Annotated in this window: 18 protein-coding genes; 8 read left to right on the top strand and 10 right to left on the bottom strand. The window is 67.7% G+C overall.

Translation table 11 applies throughout. The features are described from left to right. Window positions 1-3 precede the first annotated feature (3 nt). From Cte04_RS10435 to Cte04_RS10420, 4 genes are read left to right on the top strand one after another with little or no spacing between them, the layout of a single operon-like run. Window positions 4-444, top strand: coding sequence for a DoxX family protein (locus Cte04_RS10435; protein WP_066476331.1), 441 nt, complete (start codon window positions 4-6; stop codon window positions 442-444). Beyond that, window positions 441-1,154 carry a YoaK family protein gene (locus Cte04_RS10430; RefSeq protein WP_066476329.1) on the top strand — a complete coding sequence of 238 codons (714 nt, stop codon included), beginning with the start codon at window positions 441-443 and terminating at the stop codon, window positions 1,152-1,154. Before Cte04_RS10435 ends, Cte04_RS10430 begins: the two co-directional genes overlap by 4 nt. A 13-nt stretch (window positions 1,155-1,167) precedes the next feature. After that, a complete protein-coding gene (locus Cte04_RS10425) occupies window positions 1,168-1,761 on the top strand; it encodes a TMEM175 family protein (RefSeq protein ID WP_066476327.1) in 594 nt (197 codons plus the stop codon). Window positions 1,762-1,786: 25 nt separating this feature from the next. Further along, window positions 1,787-2,470 carry a YoaK family protein gene (locus Cte04_RS10420; protein WP_066476325.1) on the top strand — a complete coding sequence of 228 codons (684 nt, stop codon included), beginning with the start codon at window positions 1,787-1,789 and terminating at the stop codon, window positions 2,468-2,470. 66 nt (window positions 2,471-2,536) lie between these two features. Here Cte04_RS10420 and Cte04_RS10415 read toward each other — a convergent pair whose 3' ends face one another. Further along, window positions 2,537-3,625 carry a tartrate dehydrogenase gene (locus tag Cte04_RS10415; protein ID WP_066476324.1) on the bottom strand — a complete coding sequence of 363 codons (1,089 nt, stop codon included), beginning with the start codon at window positions 3,623-3,625 and terminating at the stop codon, window positions 2,537-2,539. A 94-nt stretch (window positions 3,626-3,719) separates the two neighbouring features. On the opposite strand from Cte04_RS10415, the gene Cte04_RS10410 reads away from it, so the two are divergent. Next, window positions 3,720-4,628, top strand: coding sequence for a LysR substrate-binding domain-containing protein (locus tag Cte04_RS10410; RefSeq protein WP_066476323.1), 909 nt, complete (start codon window positions 3,720-3,722; stop codon window positions 4,626-4,628). 149 nt (window positions 4,629-4,777) lie between these two features. Here the strand turns inward: Cte04_RS10410 and Cte04_RS10405 are convergent, their stop codons facing one another. The 4 genes from Cte04_RS10405 to Cte04_RS10390 form a co-directional block, all read right to left on the bottom strand. Then, window positions 4,778-6,379 carry an alkaline phosphatase D family protein gene (locus tag Cte04_RS10405; RefSeq protein ID WP_066476322.1) on the bottom strand — a complete coding sequence of 534 codons (1,602 nt, stop codon included), beginning with the start codon at window positions 6,377-6,379 and terminating at the stop codon, window positions 4,778-4,780. Window positions 6,380-6,510: 131 nt separating this feature from the next. Next, the gene (locus tag Cte04_RS10400) at window positions 6,511-7,500 is read right to left on the bottom strand and encodes a Bug family tripartite tricarboxylate transporter substrate binding protein (protein ID WP_066476320.1); all 990 of its coding nucleotides are present in this window, start codon (window positions 7,498-7,500) and stop codon (window positions 6,511-6,513) included. 80 nt (window positions 7,501-7,580) lie between these two features. Further along, window positions 7,581-8,798: a CaiB/BaiF CoA transferase family protein gene (locus Cte04_RS10395; RefSeq protein WP_066476318.1), complete on the bottom strand. Its 1,218-nt coding sequence runs from the start codon at window positions 8,796-8,798 to the stop codon at window positions 7,581-7,583. Window positions 8,799-8,860: 62 nt separating this feature from the next. Then, on the bottom strand, window positions 8,861-9,820 hold the full coding sequence (locus Cte04_RS10390; RefSeq protein ID WP_066476316.1) for a hydroxymethylglutaryl-CoA lyase: 960 nt from the start codon (window positions 9,818-9,820) through the stop codon (window positions 8,861-8,863). A 178-nt stretch (window positions 9,821-9,998) separates the two neighbouring features. On the opposite strand from Cte04_RS10390, the gene Cte04_RS10385 reads away from it, so the two are divergent. Further along, the gene (locus Cte04_RS10385; protein ID WP_066477024.1) at window positions 9,999-10,904 is read left to right on the top strand and encodes a LysR family transcriptional regulator; all 906 of its coding nucleotides are present in this window, start codon (window positions 9,999-10,001) and stop codon (window positions 10,902-10,904) included. A gap of 84 nt (window positions 10,905-10,988) precedes the next feature. On the opposite strand, the gene Cte04_RS10380 is transcribed toward Cte04_RS10385, so the two are convergent. After that, window positions 10,989-11,435 (bottom strand): GatB/YqeY domain-containing protein, encoded by a 447-nt coding sequence (locus Cte04_RS10380; protein WP_066476315.1) that lies wholly within the window; start codon window positions 11,433-11,435, stop codon window positions 10,989-10,991. Window positions 11,436-11,592: 157 nt separating this feature from the next. Next, window positions 11,593-11,805: a 30S ribosomal protein S21 gene (gene rpsU / locus Cte04_RS10375; protein ID WP_003052999.1), complete on the bottom strand. Its 213-nt coding sequence runs from the start codon at window positions 11,803-11,805 to the stop codon at window positions 11,593-11,595. Window positions 11,806-12,175: 370 nt separating this feature from the next. Here rpsU and Cte04_RS10370 point away from each other — a divergent pair, with 370 nt between their 5' ends. Beyond that, entirely contained in the window at window positions 12,176-13,246 is a 1,071-nt protein-coding gene (locus Cte04_RS10370) for a BMP family protein (protein WP_245633343.1), read from the top strand. Between the two features lie 58 nt (window positions 13,247-13,304). On the opposite strand, the gene Cte04_RS10365 is transcribed toward Cte04_RS10370, so the two are convergent. Then, entirely contained in the window at window positions 13,305-14,576 is a 1,272-nt protein-coding gene (locus Cte04_RS10365; RefSeq protein WP_066476305.1) for a BaiN/RdsA family NAD(P)/FAD-dependent oxidoreductase, read from the bottom strand. A 219-nt stretch (window positions 14,577-14,795) separates the two neighbouring features. On the opposite strand from Cte04_RS10365, the gene Cte04_RS10360 reads away from it, so the two are divergent. Further along, the gene (locus Cte04_RS10360) at window positions 14,796-15,296 is read left to right on the top strand and encodes an acyl-CoA thioesterase (protein ID WP_066476303.1); all 501 of its coding nucleotides are present in this window, start codon (window positions 14,796-14,798) and stop codon (window positions 15,294-15,296) included. A 70-nt stretch (window positions 15,297-15,366) separates the two neighbouring features. On the opposite strand, the gene cobA is transcribed toward Cte04_RS10360, so the two are convergent. Both cobA and ybiB read right to left on the bottom strand, forming a co-directional pair. After that, complete coding sequence (cobA, locus tag Cte04_RS10355) at window positions 15,367-16,167, bottom strand: uroporphyrinogen-III C-methyltransferase (RefSeq protein ID WP_066476301.1); 801 nt, start codon at window positions 16,165-16,167, stop codon at window positions 15,367-15,369. A 47-nt stretch (window positions 16,168-16,214) separates the two neighbouring features. After that, window positions 16,215-17,210 (bottom strand): DNA-binding protein YbiB, encoded by a 996-nt coding sequence (ybiB, locus tag Cte04_RS10350; RefSeq protein WP_066476298.1) that lies wholly within the window; start codon window positions 17,208-17,210, stop codon window positions 16,215-16,217. Window positions 17,211-17,383: the final 173 nt, after the last annotated feature.

The raw sequence follows: 17,383 nt of genomic DNA, 5'->3' as shown, positions 1-17,383 counted from the left end.
GCCATGACAAGCACCCACCTGGAAAACCGCCTGGCCGCGCTGGCGCGCCCCGTCTTCGGCAGCGCCGCGCTGCGCTGGCTGGCCTGCCTGGGCCTGTGCGCGGCCTACCTGCAGGGCGGGCTGGTCAAGCTCAGCGACTTCCCCGGCGCCATCGCCGAGATGCAGCACTTCGGCCTGGCGCCGGCGCCGCTGTTCGCGGTGCTGGTGATCGCGCTGGAACTGGGCGCCTCGGCGCTGGTCCTCATCGGCCGGCTGCGCTGGCTGGGCGCGCTGGCGCTGGGGGGCTTCACCCTGCTGGCCACCTTCCTGGCGCTGCGCTTCTGGGAGCTGCCCGCGGGGCAGGAGCGCTTCATGGCGGCCAATTCCTTTTTCGAGCACCTGGGCCTGGCGGGCGGATTCCTGCTCGTGGCCTGGCTGGACCTGCGGGAAAAGGAGGACGCATGACGGCTGCCAACCAAGCAACGCCGGCCACGGGGCCCGCCCCGGGGCTGTGGGCGCAGTGCCGCGCGCCGGTGCTGCTCACCATCGTGGGCGGCGCCATAGACACCATCGGCTTCATCGCGCTGCTGGGCTTCTTCACCGCCCATGTGACCGGCAACCTGGTGCTGGCCGGCGCGGCCTTCGCCAAGGACGGGGCGGGCCTGTGGATCAAGCTGGGCGCGATCCCGCTGTTCATCGCCACGGTCATGCTCACCAAGCTGTGGATAGACCGCTGCAGCCCGTCCCCCAAGACCCTGGGCTGGCTGTTCGTGGGGGAGGCGGTGTTCCTCGCCGGCTTCATGCTCGCGGGCCTGCAGCTAGAGCCCTTCCGCGACCCCGATGCCGGCGCGCTGGCGCTGACCGGCGGGCTGGGCCTGGTGGCGCTGGCCATACGCAACACCGCCAGCAAGACGCTGATCAAGCACATCAGCCCCAGCACCATGATGACGGGCAACACCACGCAGTTCGGCATCGACCTGTCCAACTACCTGCGCCATCCCGGCAGCGAAAACCGGCAGGCGGTATGCAAGAGCGGCAGCGTGGTGGGCGGCTTCGTGCTCGGCGCTTTCCTGGGCGCGGTGCTCTACCAGCACCTGGGCTTCTGGAGCGTGCTGCCCTTCCTGCTGGCCGTGCTGTACCTGGCCAGCCTGGCCTTTCGCCAGCAGCCTCTCTGACGGAGGTGCCGCCATGAACAAGAGCCGCCTGGAATCCTTCAGCGACGGGGTCATCTCGGTGAGCCTGACGCTGATGCTCTACCAGATCCAGCTGCCGGCCGAGTTCACCTGGAGCGGGCTGTGGAAGGAGGCGCACAACTTCTTCGGCTACGTGCTCAGCTTCATCTATGTCGGCATCTACTGGAACAACCACCACCACCTGTTCCTGGTGGTGCGCGGCATCAACGGCCGCATCATGTGGGCCAACCTGAACCTGCTGTTCTGGCTGACCATGATCCCCATCACCACCACCTGGGCCGGCAGGTCGGGGCTGCTGGCGCTGCCCACCGCGCTCTATGCCGCGGTGCTGTTCATGTGCGCGCTCTCGTACTGGGGGCTGGAGCGTGTCATCATCGCGTCGGAGGGCCGGGATTCCGTGCTCGCGCGCACTCTGGGCAAGGACCTGAAGGGCAAGCTCTCGCTGCCCGTGTACGCCCTGGCCATAGGCGTCAGCTTCTACAGCACCATGGCCGCGTTCTTCATTTTCACGGCGATGGCGGTGCTCTGGTTCCGGCCCGACCCGCGCATCGAAAAATACCTGGCGCAGCAGAACGAGCAGCAGCGCTGACCGCCCCGCCTTGCCTGGAGCCCCCATGCCCGAAACCCGCAGCACCCCCGCCCCCCTGAGCCACCTGCTGGGCTTCAATGCCGGCTATGTGGACACGGCGGGTTTCCTGGCGCTGGGCGGCCTGTTCGCCGCGCATGTGACGGGCAACTTCGTCACGCTGGGCGCGGCGCTGATCCACAGCAGCGCGGGCGCCGTCTCCAAGCTGCTGGCGCTGCCAGTGTTCTGCGTGGCCGTGGTGCTGGCGCGCCTGGCCAGCAATGCGCTGGTGGCGCGGCAGCAGGCGCCCCTGCGCAGCCTGGTCGCGGCCCAGGTGCTGCTGCTGGCGCTGGCGGCGGCGCTGATGCTGGGCTACGGCCCGTTCGCGGACGGCGACGCGCCGCCCGCGTTTGCCGCCGGCATGCTGATGGTGTGCGCCATGGCCGTGCAGAACGCCATGCAGCGCATGCACCTGGCCCAGCTGCCGCCGTCGACTCTGATGACGGGCAACACCACCCAGGTGATGATCGATCTGGCCGACCTGTTCAAGGGCCTGTGGGGCGATGCGCGCGGCGCTGCCATGGGACGGCTGCGCAAGATGCTGCCCGCCATCGCCAGCTTTGCCGTGGGCTGCGCGCTGGCGGCGCTGGCCTATGTGGCCCTGGGCATGTGGTGCTTTGCGCTGCCGCCGGTGGTGGCGGCGCTGACGCTGCGCTACAGCAGCGATTCATGATGAAAATGGCTTGTAGCGCCAGTCCATCAAACGCCAATAGCTATTAATATAATAGCAATCAAACCATCAGTCACGGGCGATCAGTGCCGCAACCGCCTCGCCCACCTGCGTGGTATTGGCCGTGCCGCCCAGGTCCGGCGTGCGCGGGCCGCTCTTGATGACCTCCTCGATGGCGGCCACGATGGCGTCGTGCGCGGCGCGGCCGGCGCCCTGGCCCTGGGTCAGGAAGTCCAGCAGCAGCGCGCCCGACCAGACCATGGCGATCGGGTTGGCGATGTTCTTGCCGTAGATGTCGGGCGCCGAGCCGTGCACCGGCTCGAACAGGCTGGGGAAGGTTCGGTCGGGGTTCAGGTTGGCCGACGGCGCCAGGCCGATGGTGCCGGTGGTGGCCGGGCCCAGGTCGGAGAGGATGTCGCCGAACAGGTTGGTGGCGGCCACCACGTCGAAGCGGCCCGGCTGCAGCACGAAGCGCGCGGTCAGGATGTCGATGTGCTGCTTGTCCAGCGTGACCTCGGGGTACTGCCTGGCGACCTCCTCGGCGCGCTGGTCCCACCAGGGCATGCTGATGGCGATGCCGTTGCTCTTGGTGGCCAGGGTCACATGCTTCTTGCTGCGGCTCTGCGCCAGGTCGAAGGCGTACTTCAGCAGGCGGTTGGCGCCGTGGCGCGAGTAGACCGACTCCTGGATCACGATCTCGCGGTCCGTGCCCTCGTACATGATGCCGCCCAGCGACGTGTACTCGCCCTCGGTGTTCTCGCGCACCACGTAGTAGTCTATGTCGCCGGGCTTGCGGCCGGCCAGCGGGCAGGGCACGCCCTCGAACAGGCGCACCGGGCGCAGGTTGATGTACTGGTCGAACTCGCGGCGGAACTTGAGGAGGGACCCCCACAGCGAGACGTGGTCGGGCACGGTGGCCGGCCAGCCCACGGCGCCGAAGAAGATGGCGTCCATGCCCGAGAGCCGGGCCTTCCAGTCGTCCGGCATCATCTGGCCGTGCGCGGCGTAGTAGTCGCAGCTGGCCCATTCGAAATGGTGGAATTCGAGCGCCAGGCCGAAGCGCTTGCTGGCGGCTTCCAGGGCGCGCAGGCCCTCGGGCATGACTTCCTTGCCGATGCCGTCGCCGGCGAGGACTGCGATGTGGTAGGTGGTGGACATGGGCGGTTTCCGTCGTTGAAAGTGCTGGGCCGTATTCTCAGACCCTGCGTTTATGAAGACAATCCCGTATTTGTAGTCTGATTGTTTACGGATCGTGTTCAAAAACCTGCTGCCCGACGACCTGCGCGTCTTCCTCTCGGTGGTGCGCCGCGCCAGCTTTGCCGCGGCGGCGCAGGAGCTGGGCGCCTCGCCTGCCTATGTGAGCAAGCGCATCCGCCTGCTGGAGGCCGAGCTGGGCGTGCAGCTGCTGCACCGCACCACGCGGCGCGTGGCGGTCACCGAGGACGGCGAGCGCGTGTTCGGCTGGGCCCAGCGCATCCTCGACGACATCGACCACCTGGTGCAGGACGTGAGCACCGCCGCTGGCGAGCCGCGCGGCCTGCTGCGCATGAGCAGCAGCTTCGGCTTCGGCCGCAACGTGGTGGCGCCGGCCATGTCGCAGCTGGTGGCGCGGCACCCGGGCCTGCAGGTGCGGCTGGAGGTGTTCGACCGCCTGGTCGACGTGGCGGCCGAAGGCATCGACCTGGACGTGCGCGTGGGCGACGAGATCGCGCCGCACCTGATCGCCCGCAAGCTGGCCGACAACCACCGCGTGCTGTGCGCCGCGCCCGCCTACCTGGCGCGCAAGGGCCCGCCGCGCGGCATCGCCGAGCTCTCCGCGCACGACTGCCTGGTCATCAAGGAGCGCGACCATCCGTTCGGCGTCTGGAAGCTGCGCGCCGGCGCCGAGGAGCGCACGGTGAAGGTGACCGGGCCGTTGTCGGCCAACCACGGCGAGATCGCGGTGCAGTGGGCGGTGGACGGCCACGGCATCGTGCTGCGCTCGGTCTGGGACGTGGCCGCGCTGCTGCAGTCCGGCCAGCTGGTGCAGGTGCTGCCCGAGTGGCGCCAGGAGGCCAATGTCTGGGCCGTCTACCCCACGCGGCTCGACCGCTCGGCCAAGGTGCGGGCCTGCGTGGAGTTCCTGCAGGACTATTTCCGGCGGGCCATGCCCGTTTCCTGATGGCGCAATGGTCCATGGCACGCATCCATGGCACGGATCGCGGCCTACGAAACTGGCACGATTTAAGCGCGGGACGGCCAGCAGGGGCCGCCCCGCAGCAAAGGCCGTCGTCCCTTGGGGGAAGCCGCGCAGCGGCTCAGGGGGGCGTTTTATGCCCGCTGCGCCTCCAGCACCTTGGTGAACAGCGACTTGCCGTCCAGGTCCTTGAGCGTGACGGTCATGGCCTGGCTGCGATGGTCGATGTCCACCTGGCCGAAGAACTGGTAGCCCTCGGTGGGCGCGGAGTTGTCGTAGCCGGCGCCCTTCTGGTAGACGACCTCGCCGCCAAAGGTCTTGTCCATGGGGTTCGGGCCGAAGCCGCCGGCGTTCAGCGGGCCGGAGACGAATTCCCAGAACGGGTCGAAATCCTGGAACTTGGCGCGCTCGGGGCTGAAGTGGTGGGCCGCGGTGTAGTGCACGTCGGCGGTGAGCCAGACCACGTTCTTGATGCCCGCGTCCTTGATGCCCTTGAGCAGGCGCGCCAGCTCCATCTCGCGGCCCTTGGGCGCGCCGTCGTCGCCGTTGGCCACGGCCTCCCAACGGGCGCGGCCTTCGTCGTCCTTGCCGTCGGGCACGAAGAGGCTGATCGGCATGTCGGCGGCGATGATCTTCCAGGTGGCGCGGCTCTGCTTGAGGCCGGCCAGCAGCCAGTCCACCTGCGGGCGGCCGAGGAACTCGGTCTCGTGGCTCTCGGCGGTCTGCAAGTTGTGGGTGTTGGGGCCGCGGTAGCTGCGCATGTCGAGCACGAAGACATCGGCCAGCGGGCCCTGTGGCAGGTGGCGGTAGACGCGCTGCGACTCGGCCGCACCGAAGGGGCGCATAGGCGCGTAGTCCATGAAGGCGCGCTGGCCGCGCGCGGCCAGCAGCTGCACGTTCTTCTCGGTGTAGCGCGCGTCGGCGGCCACGCTCTTGCTGTCGGAGTAGTTGTTGCTGACCTCGTGGTCGTCCCATTGCCAGATCTGCGCCACTTCGCTCGCGAAGGCGCGCACGTTGGCGTCCATCAGGTTGTAGCGGTGGCGGCCGCGGAACTCGTCCAGCGTCTCGGCCACCTTGGCGACCTCGGGCGTGACCAGGTTCTTCCACAGCGTGCCGTCCTTGAGCTTGAGCTCGGCGGGAATGGGGCCGTCGGCATAGATGGTGTCGCCGCTGTGGATGAAGAAGTCCGGGTTGGTCTTGCGCATGGCCTCGTAGATGCGCATGCCGCCGAAGGCCTCGTTGATGCCGAAGCCCTGGCCGGCGGTGTCGCCGCTCCACACCAGGCGCAGCGGGCGCGTGGCGGGGCCGCCGCTGGCCTCGGGCGTGCGGAAGTGGCCCAGCACGGCGGGCGAGCGCACGTTGGCGCTGGCCAGGTCTTCGAGCACCACGCGGTAGAAGATCTCCTGGCCGGCGGGCAGGCCCTGCAGGTCGATGCGGCCGGTGCCGTCGCTGGACGCGAGCAGGTCGGGGCCGCGCAGCCGGGTGGCGTTGGCGAAGCCGGCGGTGGTGGACCATTCCAGCCACATGCGCGCATCGCGGCTGGCGCGGGCCCAGACGATGGCGCGGTCGGCCAGCACGTCGCCGCTCTGCACGCCCGAGGGCAGCAGCGGCCGGGCGCCGTCGCGGGTGATGGCGGCGGGCGCGGTCTGCGCGCGCAGCACGGCGGGCAGCAGGCCGGTACCGGCCACGGCGGTGGAGGATAGCAGGAAGCGGCGGCGGGGGAGAATCAATGGCATGGCATCGAGGAGGCAAAGCTGAACAGCCGGCCCAGCTTAGGCTGCGCGGATGACATGCCCGTGAATGCGCTTTCGGCCCCAGGACCTGCGCCCATGGCCCCCGCGATCCATGTGCGTGATGCGATCAGACCCTAATCCATCTTCACATTGGCGGCCTTCACCACCGCCTCCATGCGCTGTTTCTCTTCGCGGATGAAGGCCGCGGCTTGCGCGGGCGGCGTGAGCTGGAGGTCGTAGCCCTGCGCCACCAGGGCCTGCGTGGCCTCGGGGGCTGCCACGCCTTTCACGAAGCCCTGGTAGATGCGCTGGCGCTCGGCATCGGCAAGGCCTGCGGGGCCGATGGCGGCAATCCAGCCGTTGAGAACATAGTCGGGCAGGCCCTGTTCGGCAATCGTGGGCACTTCGGGCAGGGTGTCGGAGCGCCGGGTGCCGGTGACGCCCAGGGCGCGCAGCGCGCCGGTTTTGACATGCGGTGCGGCCGGCGCCACGGCCACCACGCCCAGCTGCACCTGGCCGCTGAGCAGATCGTTCATCAGCTGGCCCATGCCGCGGTACGGGATATGCGGAATCTGCAGGCCTGCCTGCTGCACGAACATGGCTGCGCCCAGGTGCAGGATGGTGCCGTTGCCCGAGGAGCCGTAGTTGAGTGCGCCGGGGTTGGCCCTGGCATAGGCCATCAGCTCCTGCAGGTTGCGCACGGGCAGCCTGGGGCTGGCCACCAGCACGAACGGCGTGGTGCCGATGATGGTGATGGGCGTGATGTCGTTGATCGAGTCGAACGGAATGTTTTTGTACAGGCTGGGATTGACGACATGGTTGTTGCTGACGATGGCTATCGTCGAGCCGTCCCTGGGCGCACGCACCAGCTGGGCCGTGCCGGTGATGCCGCCCGCGCCAGGCAGGTTCTCGATCACCAGCGCCTGGCCCAGCACCTTGCCCACGCTGGGGGCGATGGCGCGGATGGCGCCGTCCGCCCCCGAGCCGGCCGACAGCGGCAGGATGACGCGCAGCGGCTTGTCGTGCGGCGCAGCATGGGCTAGCGGCGGCAGCGCGCTGCCTGCCGCCCATGCGGTGGTGGTGGCCAGCCATTGGCGGCGGCTGATGCGTGGGCTTGTCTTCATGCCTTGTCTCCGGAATGCGGGCTGTTCCCGTCTATGTGGTGTGGATCGCTGTCAATCAGTGGGAGTTGGGCTGTGCGCTGTCAGCCCGCCACGGCGCCGCTGGCGCGCAGCGCGGCGATGGCGGCCGCGTCGTAACCCAGGCTGTCCAGCAGCTCCTGGGTGTGTTCGCCCAGCTGGGGCGGGTCCATGCGCACGCCTAGGCGTTCGCCCGCCATGCGAACCGGCAGCAAGGTGGCCGGTGCCGTCTGGCCGGCACGTTCGCCGTCGGTCAGGCGCACATCGGCCAGGCCGCCCGTGGCGCGCAAATGCGGATCGTCCAGCAGTTGCTCGGGCTTGCTGATGGGGGCATAGGGCAGGCCGTTGTCCTCAAATCGCTTGGCGATGTGCGCGGCCGTCATTGGCGCAAAGCGCCGGCGCAGCTCGGACAGCAGGGTGGGGCGAAGGCGCACGCGGTCGTTGTTGGTCGCGTACTGCGGGTGGGCCAGCAGGTCGCTCCAGCCGAAGGCGTTGCACATGGCGGCCCATTGCGCATCGCTGACGGCGGCCAGGAAGATCTGCTCGCCATCCAGCACGGTGAACACGTCGTACACCGACCAGGCCGAGATGCGGTTGGGCATGGGCTCGGCGGCCTGGCCGGTCACGGCGTACTGCATCATGTGCTGGCCCACGAGGAAGACATTGTTTTCGAACAGCGCGGAGTCGATCTCCTGGCCCTTGCCGGTCTGCGCGCGCTGTATCAGCGCGGCCATCGCGCCGATGGCGCCGAACATGCCGCCCATGATGTCGTTGACGCTGGTGCCCGCGCGCAAGGGGTCGCCGGGGCGGCCCGTCATGTAGGCCAGGCCGCCCATCATCTGCACCACTTCATCGAGCGCGGTGCGGTGCTCGTAGGGGCCGGGCAGGAAGCCGGTGTGGTTCACGTAGATGAGCCGCTCGTTCAGCCTGGAGAGCGCGGCATAGTCCAGGCCGTATTTGCGCATCACTCCAGGCTTGAAGTTCTGGGCCACCACATCGGCCGTGCCGGCAAGGCGGATCGCCGCTTCCAGCCCCTGCGGCTGGCGCAGGTCCAGCGCGATGCTTTTCTTGTTGCGGTTGAACATGGGGAAAAAGCCTGCGCCTGCGCCCAGCAGGTGGCGGGTGCGGTCGCCGTCCACCGGTTCGACCTTGATGACTTCGGCACCCAGGTCGGCCAGCACCATGCCGCAGGTCGGGCCCATGACCATGTGGGTGAATTCGACCACGCGCAAGCCGGCCAGTGGAAGGGGGGGCGATGGGTGGGTGGAGGATGAGTTGCTCATGATTTGGTAGCTTTTGGCGCTCTGTTGGCAAGCGCTAGAAGGTGTTTCGATGAAAAATCCGTTCAAAGGCAGGCGGTGGCCGTGTCGGGCATGGGCCCGGCGTGGGGGCGGATCACGCCCGCCCGCCACAGGCTGCCGTGCAAGGGTTCGTTCGGCAGCCACTGCTGCAACTGCCGGCGCAGCTGCAGCAGGGCCGGCACCTGCGCGCCAGTCTGCGCGCCCATGCGTTCGAGCATGTAGGCCAGGTCTTCGGTGGCCACATTGCCGCTGGCGCCGGGCGCATGCGGGCAGCCGCCAATGCCGCCCAGGCAGGCGTCGAAGCCGCGCACGCCGGCCTGCCAGGCCGCATAGGCATTGGCCAGGCCCATGCCGCGCGTGTCGTGGAAATGCGCGTAGCGCAGCCTGTCACCCACCCGGTGCACGGCCTTGTCAAACAGGCGGCTGACCATGGCCGGGTCGGCATGGCCCACGGTGTCGGCGAGGCTGACGCGGTCGGCGCCGGCATCCAGCAAGGCCTGCAGCAGACGCAGCACTTCGGCCTCGGACACTTCGCCCTGTAAGGTGCAGCCGAAGGCCGTGCCCACGCCGCCTTCGATGATGGCGCGGCTGCCCGAGGCATCGCGTGCCGCACGGATGCGGGCCACTTCGGCCACGACCTCGTCCGGCGTTTTGCGCAGATTGGCCAGGCTGTGGGCATGGCTGGCCGATAGCGGCACGATCATCGCGTGCGCGCCGGCGGCCAGGGCGCGCTCCGCCCCCTTGAGGTTGGGCACCAGCACGGAAGCCACCAGGCCGGGCAGCTGCAGCGCATGCTGCAGCACGGCTTCGGTATCGGCCAGCTGCGGCAGCAGGCGGGCGGGCACCATGGAGCCCACCTCGATCTCGCGCATTCCGGCGGCATGGGCGGCATCGACCCAGCGGCATTTGTCGGCCGTGCCGACGATGGTGGACACGCTTTGCAGGCCGTCGCGCAGGCCGACTTCGCGAAGGGTTGCAACGGCAGAGGGATGGGTGGTTGACAAGAGGCAGTCTCCGTGGGCGTTGTTCGTGCTGGATTCTAGAATTTCCAATGCATCAGCAATAATCAATTTCGGAAGCTGTTAGATTCCATAATAGAAATTCAATAACCGTCATGTCAGCTTGGTTGCTCCCTGGCTCCGAGACCGATGCGGCATGCCGGATGCAACGCCGGAGATCCCCATGCATGACCTCAGCCTGTTGAACCTGCGCCTGTTCGTGCAGGTGTGCGAGCAGCGCAGCATCGCCAGGGTGGCGCAGTCCGAAGTGCTGGTGGCATCAGCCATCAGCAAGAGGCTGGCGCAGCTGGAACACCAGGTGGGCGCCGACCTGTTCCTGCGCGAAAAGCGCGGCCTGAAACCCACGGCAGCCGGCGAGACCTTGCTGGAGCATGCGCGCACCATCCTGGCGGCGGCCAGCCACATGCAGCAGGAGATGGCGGCCTACGGCAAGGGCGTGCAGGGCCAGGTGCGCGTGCTGGTGACGGCCTCGGTGATGGCCGAGTCGCTGGCCGAAGACGTGGCCCGCTTTCTGCAGCAGCCCGCGCACGCCAATATCCGCGTGACCCTGGAGGAGTGCGTGAGCCCGGATGTCGCGCGCGGCGTGCGCGAAGGGCGTGCCGCCATGGGCATCTGCTGGGATGCGACGGATCTGTCCGGCCTGCAGACCCGGCCGTACCGCAGCGACCATCTGGCCGTCGCCGCGCATCGCAGCCACCCGATCGCGCAGTTGCGGCAAGTGCATTTTGCCGACGTGCTGGACTACGAGCATGTCAGCATGCCGGCCCTGAGCGCGGTGCAGATCCTGCTGACGCGCGCGGCGGCGCAGGAGGGCAAGCATTTGCGCCACCGGGTGCATGTTTCCAACTTCGACGCGGCCTTGCGCGTGGTGCAGGCCAATCTGGCCATCAGCGTGGTGCCGCGTGAAGTGGCGCTGTCCTATGCCGCCTATTCCGATGTGCGCGTGATTGCCCTGGCGGACCCCTGGGCCCGGCGGCGCTTTGCCATCAGCTATCGCGACGAAGCGCAGCTGCCGCCGGCAGCCAGGGCCTTGCGCGACCATCTGGTCCAGGCCAGCCAGCAGGCTTGAATCATGAAAAAAGCCATTTGCAGTGCTGCAAATGGCTCGGCCGTGCTTCGCCTGTTACTTCAGGCGGTACGAAATAGCGGGAGATCAGCGGCTCAGCGCGGCCTTGACGGCGGCCGAGACTAGGCCCATGTCGGCCTTGCCGGCCAGCCGGGCCTTGACCGCGCCCATGACCTTGCCCATGTCGCCAGGGCCGCAGGCGCCGACTTCGGCCACGATGGCCTGCACGGCTGCGGTGATCTCGGCTTCGGACATGCGTTCGGGCAGATAGACCTTGAGCACGTCGATCTCGGCCTTTTCCACATCGGCCAGGTCCTGGCGGCTGGCGCTCTCGTAGGCCGCGATGGAGTCCTTGCGCTGCTTGATCAGCTTGTCCACGATGGCGATCACGGCCGCATCGTCCAGCTCCACGCGTTCGTCCACTTCCTTTTGCTTCATGGCGGCCTGCAGCAGGCGGATGGTGCCCAGGCGTGCACTGTCCTTGGCGCGCATGGCGGTCTTCATGTCTTCGGTAATCTGGGCTTTCAGGCTCATAACTCTCTCCTGGTGAAGGGCCGGGGCGAAATCGCACGATTGCGCCATGGCTTGAGCGGTCACTGCGCGATGGTCGCAGTGGCCAGAAAACAAAAAACCCGCGCCTGGCGTCCCGAGCGCGGGTTTGCGGCGTTTGACGGCCGACTGTCCTAACGAATTAGTACAGCTTCTTGGGCAGTTGCATGCTGCGAACGCGCTTGTAGTGGCGCTTCACGGCAGCAGCCTTCTTGCGCTTGCGCTCGGCTGTGGGCTTTTCGTAGAACTCACGAGCGCGCAGATCGGTCAGCAGACCCAGCTTTTCGATGGTGCGCTTGAAGCGGCGCAGGGCAACTTCATAGGGCTCGTTTTCTTTGACGCGGATGGTAGTCATTCAATTTCCAGATATATCTGTGCCGACAGCGGGTTCTCGGGAAGATCGGGCCTGAGAGCCATGAACAGCGGTTGTTCCCCGTCTCTATTCAACTAGTATGGCCGACGGGGTAATGCCAGCAAAGTCGAGCATTATAAGGGATGAGCGGGCGATATGTCCAAACCCGGCTCCAATCGTCTCGATACGGCATCGGCAACTCCCTGCGCCAGGGGCGCTAAACGCGGTTGGTGGCGACCCTGAGCGGGTTTGCCAGAGGGTCCGGGTACGCACAAATTGCATACAGTTTGTGAAACTCCAATTTCTTCAGGTTGCCAAGGAAATTGGCTTTTCTCTTTGCCCATACCGGCTGTTGCCCTAGGAGCCTTGTATCGTGTCCCAGCAGTTTTCCCGTTTCCATATGTCGCGCCGCCAGTGGCTGGCTTCTGCCGCCGCCCTGGCCGTTGCTCCCGGTGCCATGGTCCTGGGCGGCTGCGCCAGCGCGCAGGGCGCAGCCGCTGGTGCGGCAGCCGGCAGCCAGCCCGGCGGCCTGGGCATGGTGGGCGGCCTGTTTGCCGGCTCGCGCAGCGACAAGGGTTTCATGGAGGCTGGCTGGCGCGGGCTGGAGAAGGCGCGCGACGTACTGGGCGTGCAACTGCGCTTCATCGACGGCATTGCGCCCCAGCAGGACAAGCTGGCTGCGGCCCTGGCGCAACTGGCCGAGCAGGGCGCGCCGCTGGTGATCGCCCATGGCGGGCAGAACAACCAGGCGGCCGTCGAAGTGGCGCGGCGCTTTCCGGGCACGCGCTTTGTCGTGACTCAGGGAGCGGTGCAGGCGGCCAACCTGAGCAGCTACGACGTGCTGCAGGAGGAGTCGGCCTATCTGGCCGGCGTGCTGGCCGCGCTGACGACCAGGACCGGCGTGGTCGGCCATATGTCGGGCATCCGCGTGCCGCCGGGGCTCAAGGGCCGCGCGGCCTATGCGGCCGGCGTGCGCGATACCGATCCCAAGGTGCGGCTGCTGACCAACTTCTCGGGCGACCAGGACGACAACGCCCTGTCGCACCGCATCGCCCAGGCGCAGATCGCGGCGGGTGCCGATGTGATCTTCACCATGCTCAACTCGGGCCGCGACGGCGTGACGCGCGCCTGCCGCGAGAAGAAGGTGCGCCAGATCGGCAACGTGATCGACTGGACGGCGGTGGATCCGCAGGTCTTCGTGGCCTCGGCCTGGGCCGACGTGGGCATTGGCGCCTTCCTGGCGGTCAAGGACATGAAGGAGACCGGCGCGCCCCGGCCCGGCATCTACAAGATCGGCCTGCAGGACCCTGCGGCCGTGCGCCTCGTCATGGGCAGGGACGTGCCCGCCAGCGTGCGCGCCAGGGTGGACCAGGCCCGCGCGGAGATTGCCGCGGGCCTGCTCAAGGTGCCCGAGCACTACGAGGGCCCCGAGTTCTCGGCCTGACCGGCTGCTGGACAGGAAAAGGATGGCGCTGCCATCCTTTTTTCATACGGAGGAGCCTTCAGGAGACTGCGTCCTGGACCGGCTTCCGGTCCGAGACCGGCAGCGCCTGTGCGCAGGCGTGGGCGCTGGCCCAGGCCCACTGGAAGTTGTAGCCGCCCAGCCATCCCGTGATGTCCACCACCTCGCCGATGAAGTACAGGCCGGGCTGGCTCTTGCATTCCATGGTCTGCTGGGACAGCTCTTTGGTGTCCACGCCGCCCAGCGTGACCTCGGCCTTCTTGTAGCCCTCGGTCCCCGTGGGCGTGATCTCCCAGCGCGAGAGCCTGTGCGCCAGCTGGACCAGGGCCTTGTCCGAGGCCTGATCGATGGGCCGTTGCCAGGCTGCGTCCTGCTGCACCCAGGCATCGGCCAGGCGCGCTGGCAGCCACTGGCACAGCTCGTTGGCGATCAGCTTGCGCGAGCGGGCCTTGGCGGCCAGCAGTTCGGCTTCCAGGTCCACCTGGGGAGCGAGATTGATGGTCAGCGGCGTGCCGGGCGTCCAGTAGCTCGAGATCTGCAGCACGGCCGGGCCCGAGAGGCCGCGGTGGGTGAACAGCAGGTCTTCATGGAAGGTCATGCGTTCCTTCTTGCTGCCCGTTGCTGCGCTCGCGCTGATCTCGACCGGCAGGGCCAGGCCCGCGAGCTGGGCATAAGGCTGCCAGCCGGCGCCGTCGAAGGTCAGCGGCACCAGGCCTGGCGAGCGCTCCACCAGCGGCAGGCCGAACTGCCGGGCCAGCCGGTAGCCGAAATCCGTGGCGCCGATCTTGGGAATGCTCAGGCCGCCCGTGGCAATCACCAGGCTGCGCGCCGTGACCGTGCCGCGGTCGGTCTCGATCTGATAGCTGCCGGCGCTCTCCCCGTCAGCGTTTGAAGCCGAAAACGCTATGTTTCCGATACGGCAGGGCTGCCAGCGCTGCACGCCGCCGGCTGCGCATTCGGCCAGCAGCATGGCGATGATGTCCTCGGCCGAGCGGTCGGCGAACAACTGGCCCTTGTGCTTTTCATGGTGGGCGATGCCGTGCCTGTCCATGAGGGCAATGAAGTCGGCCGGCGTGAAGCGCGACAGGGCGGAGCGGCAGAACTGGGGATTGGCGCCCACGAAGTGGCGGTGCGGCGCGCGCACGTCCAGGTCGCGGTTGGTGAAGTTGCAGCGGCCGCCGCCCGAGATGCGGATCTTCTCGGCCACCTTGTCGGCGTGGTCGACGAGCAGGACCCTGAGGCCGCGCTGCCCGGCCCGGGCGGCGCAGAACAGGCCGGCGGCGCCGGCGCCGACGATGACGGCATCAAACATGGAGGATTTCACAGCAGCAGGAAATCAGTAGGACTTACGCAAACAGGGAGGCTTTGAGACTGCTTCGTTGAAGCAAAGGTCTTGCCGGGGCCTGCTTTGCGTAAGCCGTAATCAGGAAAATGCGCCGGCGTGCAGGCGCCGGCCGCGAATACGGGCCCCGGGGTGGGACAAAAGGGTGCCCATTCTCGCCCAGAGCCGCATATTCCTAGAATCGCGCCCATGAATATCCCATCGCATCAGCTCAGCATGACGGTGCTCATGTCCCCGGACATGGCCAATTTCTCGGGCAACGTCCATGGCGGAGCCATTCTGAAGCAGCTCGACCAGGTGGCCTACGCCTGCGCCAGCCGCTACGCCGGCCGCTATGTGGTGACGCTGAGCGTGGACCAGGTGATGTTCCTACAGCCCATCCATGTGGGCGAGCTGGTGACGTTCCTGGCCAGCGTGAACTACACGGGCACCTCGTCCATGGAGATCGGTATCAAGGTGGTGGCCGAGGACATCCGCACCCAGGTGGTGCGCCATGTGAACAGCTGTTTTTTCACCATGGTGGCCGTGGACGAGAACAAGAAGCCCGTTTCCGTTCCCCCGCTGCAGCCCCAGACCGACGACGAAAAGCGCCGCTGGCAGGCCGCGCTGATCCGCAAGGAGCTGCGCAAGGAGCTGGCAGGGCGCTTCAGGCAGATCCATGTCACCACCAGCGCGAACGTCGCGGGCTGACCGGAAGGTCGCTGGCGACCACGAAAAAAGGCCGCATCGCGGCCTTTTCTTTTGACGCGCCGAGCGGCCTTCAGGCCGCCGCGGTCTGCAGCGCCGATGCGCCTTGCGCCTGCCAGGCGGCCACGCCCTGCACCACGTCGCCGATGACCATGACGCTGGGGCTGGCCAGGCCGCTGCGGGCAATGCATTCGGGCAGGGTGGCGAGCGTGGTCAGCGCATGGCGCTGGCGGGGCAGGCTGGCGTGCTGGATCACGGCTACGGGCGTGCTGCCGGGCAGGCCGGTCAGCAGCTCGGCGGTGATCTGCTCGACGCTGCTCACGCCCATGTAGATCACCAGGGTCAGCTTGGCCGCGTGGGCGGTTGCGGCGATCTGGCGCCAGTCGGGGCCTTTGTCTCCTGGCTTGGCGTGGCCCGTCATGAAGAGCACGCCGTGGGCGCGGTCGCGGTGGGTCAGCGGCGCGCCCAGGCTGGTCAGGCCGGCCAGGCCCGAGGTGATGCCGTTGACCACGCTCACCGCGATGCCGGCTTCGCGCAAGTGCTCCACTTCCTCGCCGCCGCGGCCGAAGATGAACGGGTCGCCGCCCTTGAGGCGCACCACGTTCTCGCCCTCGCGCACCGCAGCGATCATGAGCTTTTCGATGAAGGCCTGCGGCGTGCTCTTGCAGCCGCCGCGCTTGCCCACATAGACGATGCGCGCCTGGGGGCTGGCATGGGCCACGACGGCATCGCTGACGAGATCGTCCACGAACAGCACGGTGGCGGATGCAATGGCCTTGGCGGCCTTGAGCGTGAGCAGTTCCGGATCGCCCGGGCCGGCGCCGACCAGGGTGCAGGTGCCCGGGCCCGGGCGGGAAATGGTCGAGTTCGTCATGGCAGTGGGTTCTAGGGTTCTGGAGAGGTCGGCGCCTGCGGCGCGTTTCAGTCGCGGCTCAGGCCCTGCAACCGGCCGATGTTATGGGGATTGGGCGCGCACATGGCCGCATGCAGGGTTTTGATCTGTTGCACCTGTTGCGCGATGGGCGCGGGAACGGGCCGGTGCCCGCCCAGCATGTCGCGGATGAGCTGCGCAGTCTGGAGGGCATCGAGGCCCTGGGGCAGCTGCGGCGCAGCGGCTGTCTCGTCGGCATACAGACTGCTGTGCACGGCCGAGCGTGCAAAGCAGGTCTGGCCGGCCAGCAGGCCCTGGCTGGCCGGCTCGCGGTTGGGCGCCGCCACCGGCTCACCTTCGGTGCCGCGCAGCAGCAGTCCGCTGGCCTGGCGCAGGGCCAGTGTCTCGGCCATGGGATGGGCATAGTCGGGATGGGTGTAGCTGCCCACCACCAGGCTGGGGAGGGTCGTGCGGCCGGGCAGGGGGCGTTCCAGCGGATCGAGCAGCTTGACGATGCTGTGCGCCGGGTTGCGCAGCCCGATGCGGCGGCGCAGCTGCAGCAGCTTTTCCAGCGCCGGCAGCAGATGGCGGGTGCGCATCCAGACGGCCTGGCCAGGCTGCAGCGCGGCGGGGGCTGCCAGCACCGGCCATTGCAGCGCGCTCCACACGGCCTGGGTGCCGATGCGTCTGTCTTCAGTGTCGCAGCCGTGCACCAGCACCGGCAGGCCTTCGCGGGCCAGCAGCGCGGCCAGCAGCGGCGTGAGATTGGGCAGCTTGCGCGCGCCGTTGTAGCTGGGCAGCACGACGACGGGAACCTCCGGCCGCGGCCAGGGCGCCTGCCGTGCCGCCACCGCATCGAGAAAACCGGCCAGCTCTTCGGCGGATTCGCCCTTGAAGCGCATGGCAATGCAGAACGCGCCCAGATCCAGGTCGCTGACCTGGTTGTCGAGCAGCAGGCCCATGAGTTCCCGGGCTTGTGCACGCGAAAGCGACCGCGCACCCTTGGTGCCGCGGCCGATTTCCTTGAGATAGGCGCTGATGCTCATGATTCATGTAATTGTCGTCATAAAAACAGCAATCCATAAGACTTGTTCGTTATATATACATGTGAGTGCTTGCGCCTGCAGCCCGGCGGTGGTTAATAACTGAATACCGCAGGGCTGCGGACTTGCGGGCCTGAACATTGCTCACATTTGCTGTCACCGGGCACGCGTACGAT

Origin of the sequence: Comamonas terrae (assembly GCF_001544075.1) — a bacterium.
In the GTDB taxonomy this organism is placed as follows: domain Bacteria; phylum Pseudomonadota; class Gammaproteobacteria; order Burkholderiales; family Burkholderiaceae_C; genus Comamonas; species Comamonas terrae.
Note: the sequence above shows the minus strand (reverse complement) of the source record. Positions and strands in the feature narration are given on the sequence as shown.

Coding starts and splice junctions, on each gene's coding strand:
- Cte04_RS10425 (WP_066476327.1), top strand. CDS start 1,168: ATGAACAAGAGCCGCCTGGAATCCTTCAGCGACGGGGTCATCTCGGTG.
- Cte04_RS10360 (WP_066476303.1), top strand. CDS start 14,796: ATGAATATCCCATCGCATCAGCTCAGCATGACGGTGCTCATGTCCCCG.
- cobA (WP_066476301.1), bottom strand. CDS start 16,167: ATGACGAACTCGACCATTTCCCGCCCGGGCCCGGGCACCTGCACCCTG.
- Cte04_RS10395 (WP_066476318.1), bottom strand. CDS start 8,798: ATGAGCAACTCATCCTCCACCCACCCATCGCCCCCCCTTCCACTGGCC.
- rpsU (WP_003052999.1), bottom strand. CDS start 11,805: ATGACTACCATCCGCGTCAAAGAAAACGAGCCCTATGAAGTTGCCCTG.
- Cte04_RS10430 (WP_066476329.1), top strand. CDS start 441: ATGACGGCTGCCAACCAAGCAACGCCGGCCACGGGGCCCGCCCCGGGG.
- Cte04_RS10415 (WP_066476324.1), bottom strand. CDS start 3,625: ATGTCCACCACCTACCACATCGCAGTCCTCGCCGGCGACGGCATCGGC.
- Cte04_RS10435 (WP_066476331.1), top strand. CDS start 4: ATGACAAGCACCCACCTGGAAAACCGCCTGGCCGCGCTGGCGCGCCCC.
- Cte04_RS10420 (WP_066476325.1), top strand. CDS start 1,787: ATGCCCGAAACCCGCAGCACCCCCGCCCCCCTGAGCCACCTGCTGGGC.
- Cte04_RS10405 (WP_066476322.1), bottom strand. CDS start 6,379: ATGCCATTGATTCTCCCCCGCCGCCGCTTCCTGCTATCCTCCACCGCC.
- Cte04_RS10385 (WP_066477024.1), top strand. CDS start 9,999: ATGCATGACCTCAGCCTGTTGAACCTGCGCCTGTTCGTGCAGGTGTGC.
- Cte04_RS10400 (WP_066476320.1), bottom strand. CDS start 7,500: ATGAAGACAAGCCCACGCATCAGCCGCCGCCAATGGCTGGCCACCACC.
- Cte04_RS10380 (WP_066476315.1), bottom strand. CDS start 11,435: ATGAGCCTGAAAGCCCAGATTACCGAAGACATGAAGACCGCCATGCGC.
- ybiB (WP_066476298.1), bottom strand. CDS start 17,210: ATGAGCATCAGCGCCTATCTCAAGGAAATCGGCCGCGGCACCAAGGGT.
- Cte04_RS10365 (WP_066476305.1), bottom strand. CDS start 14,576: ATGTTTGATGCCGTCATCGTCGGCGCCGGCGCCGCCGGCCTGTTCTGC.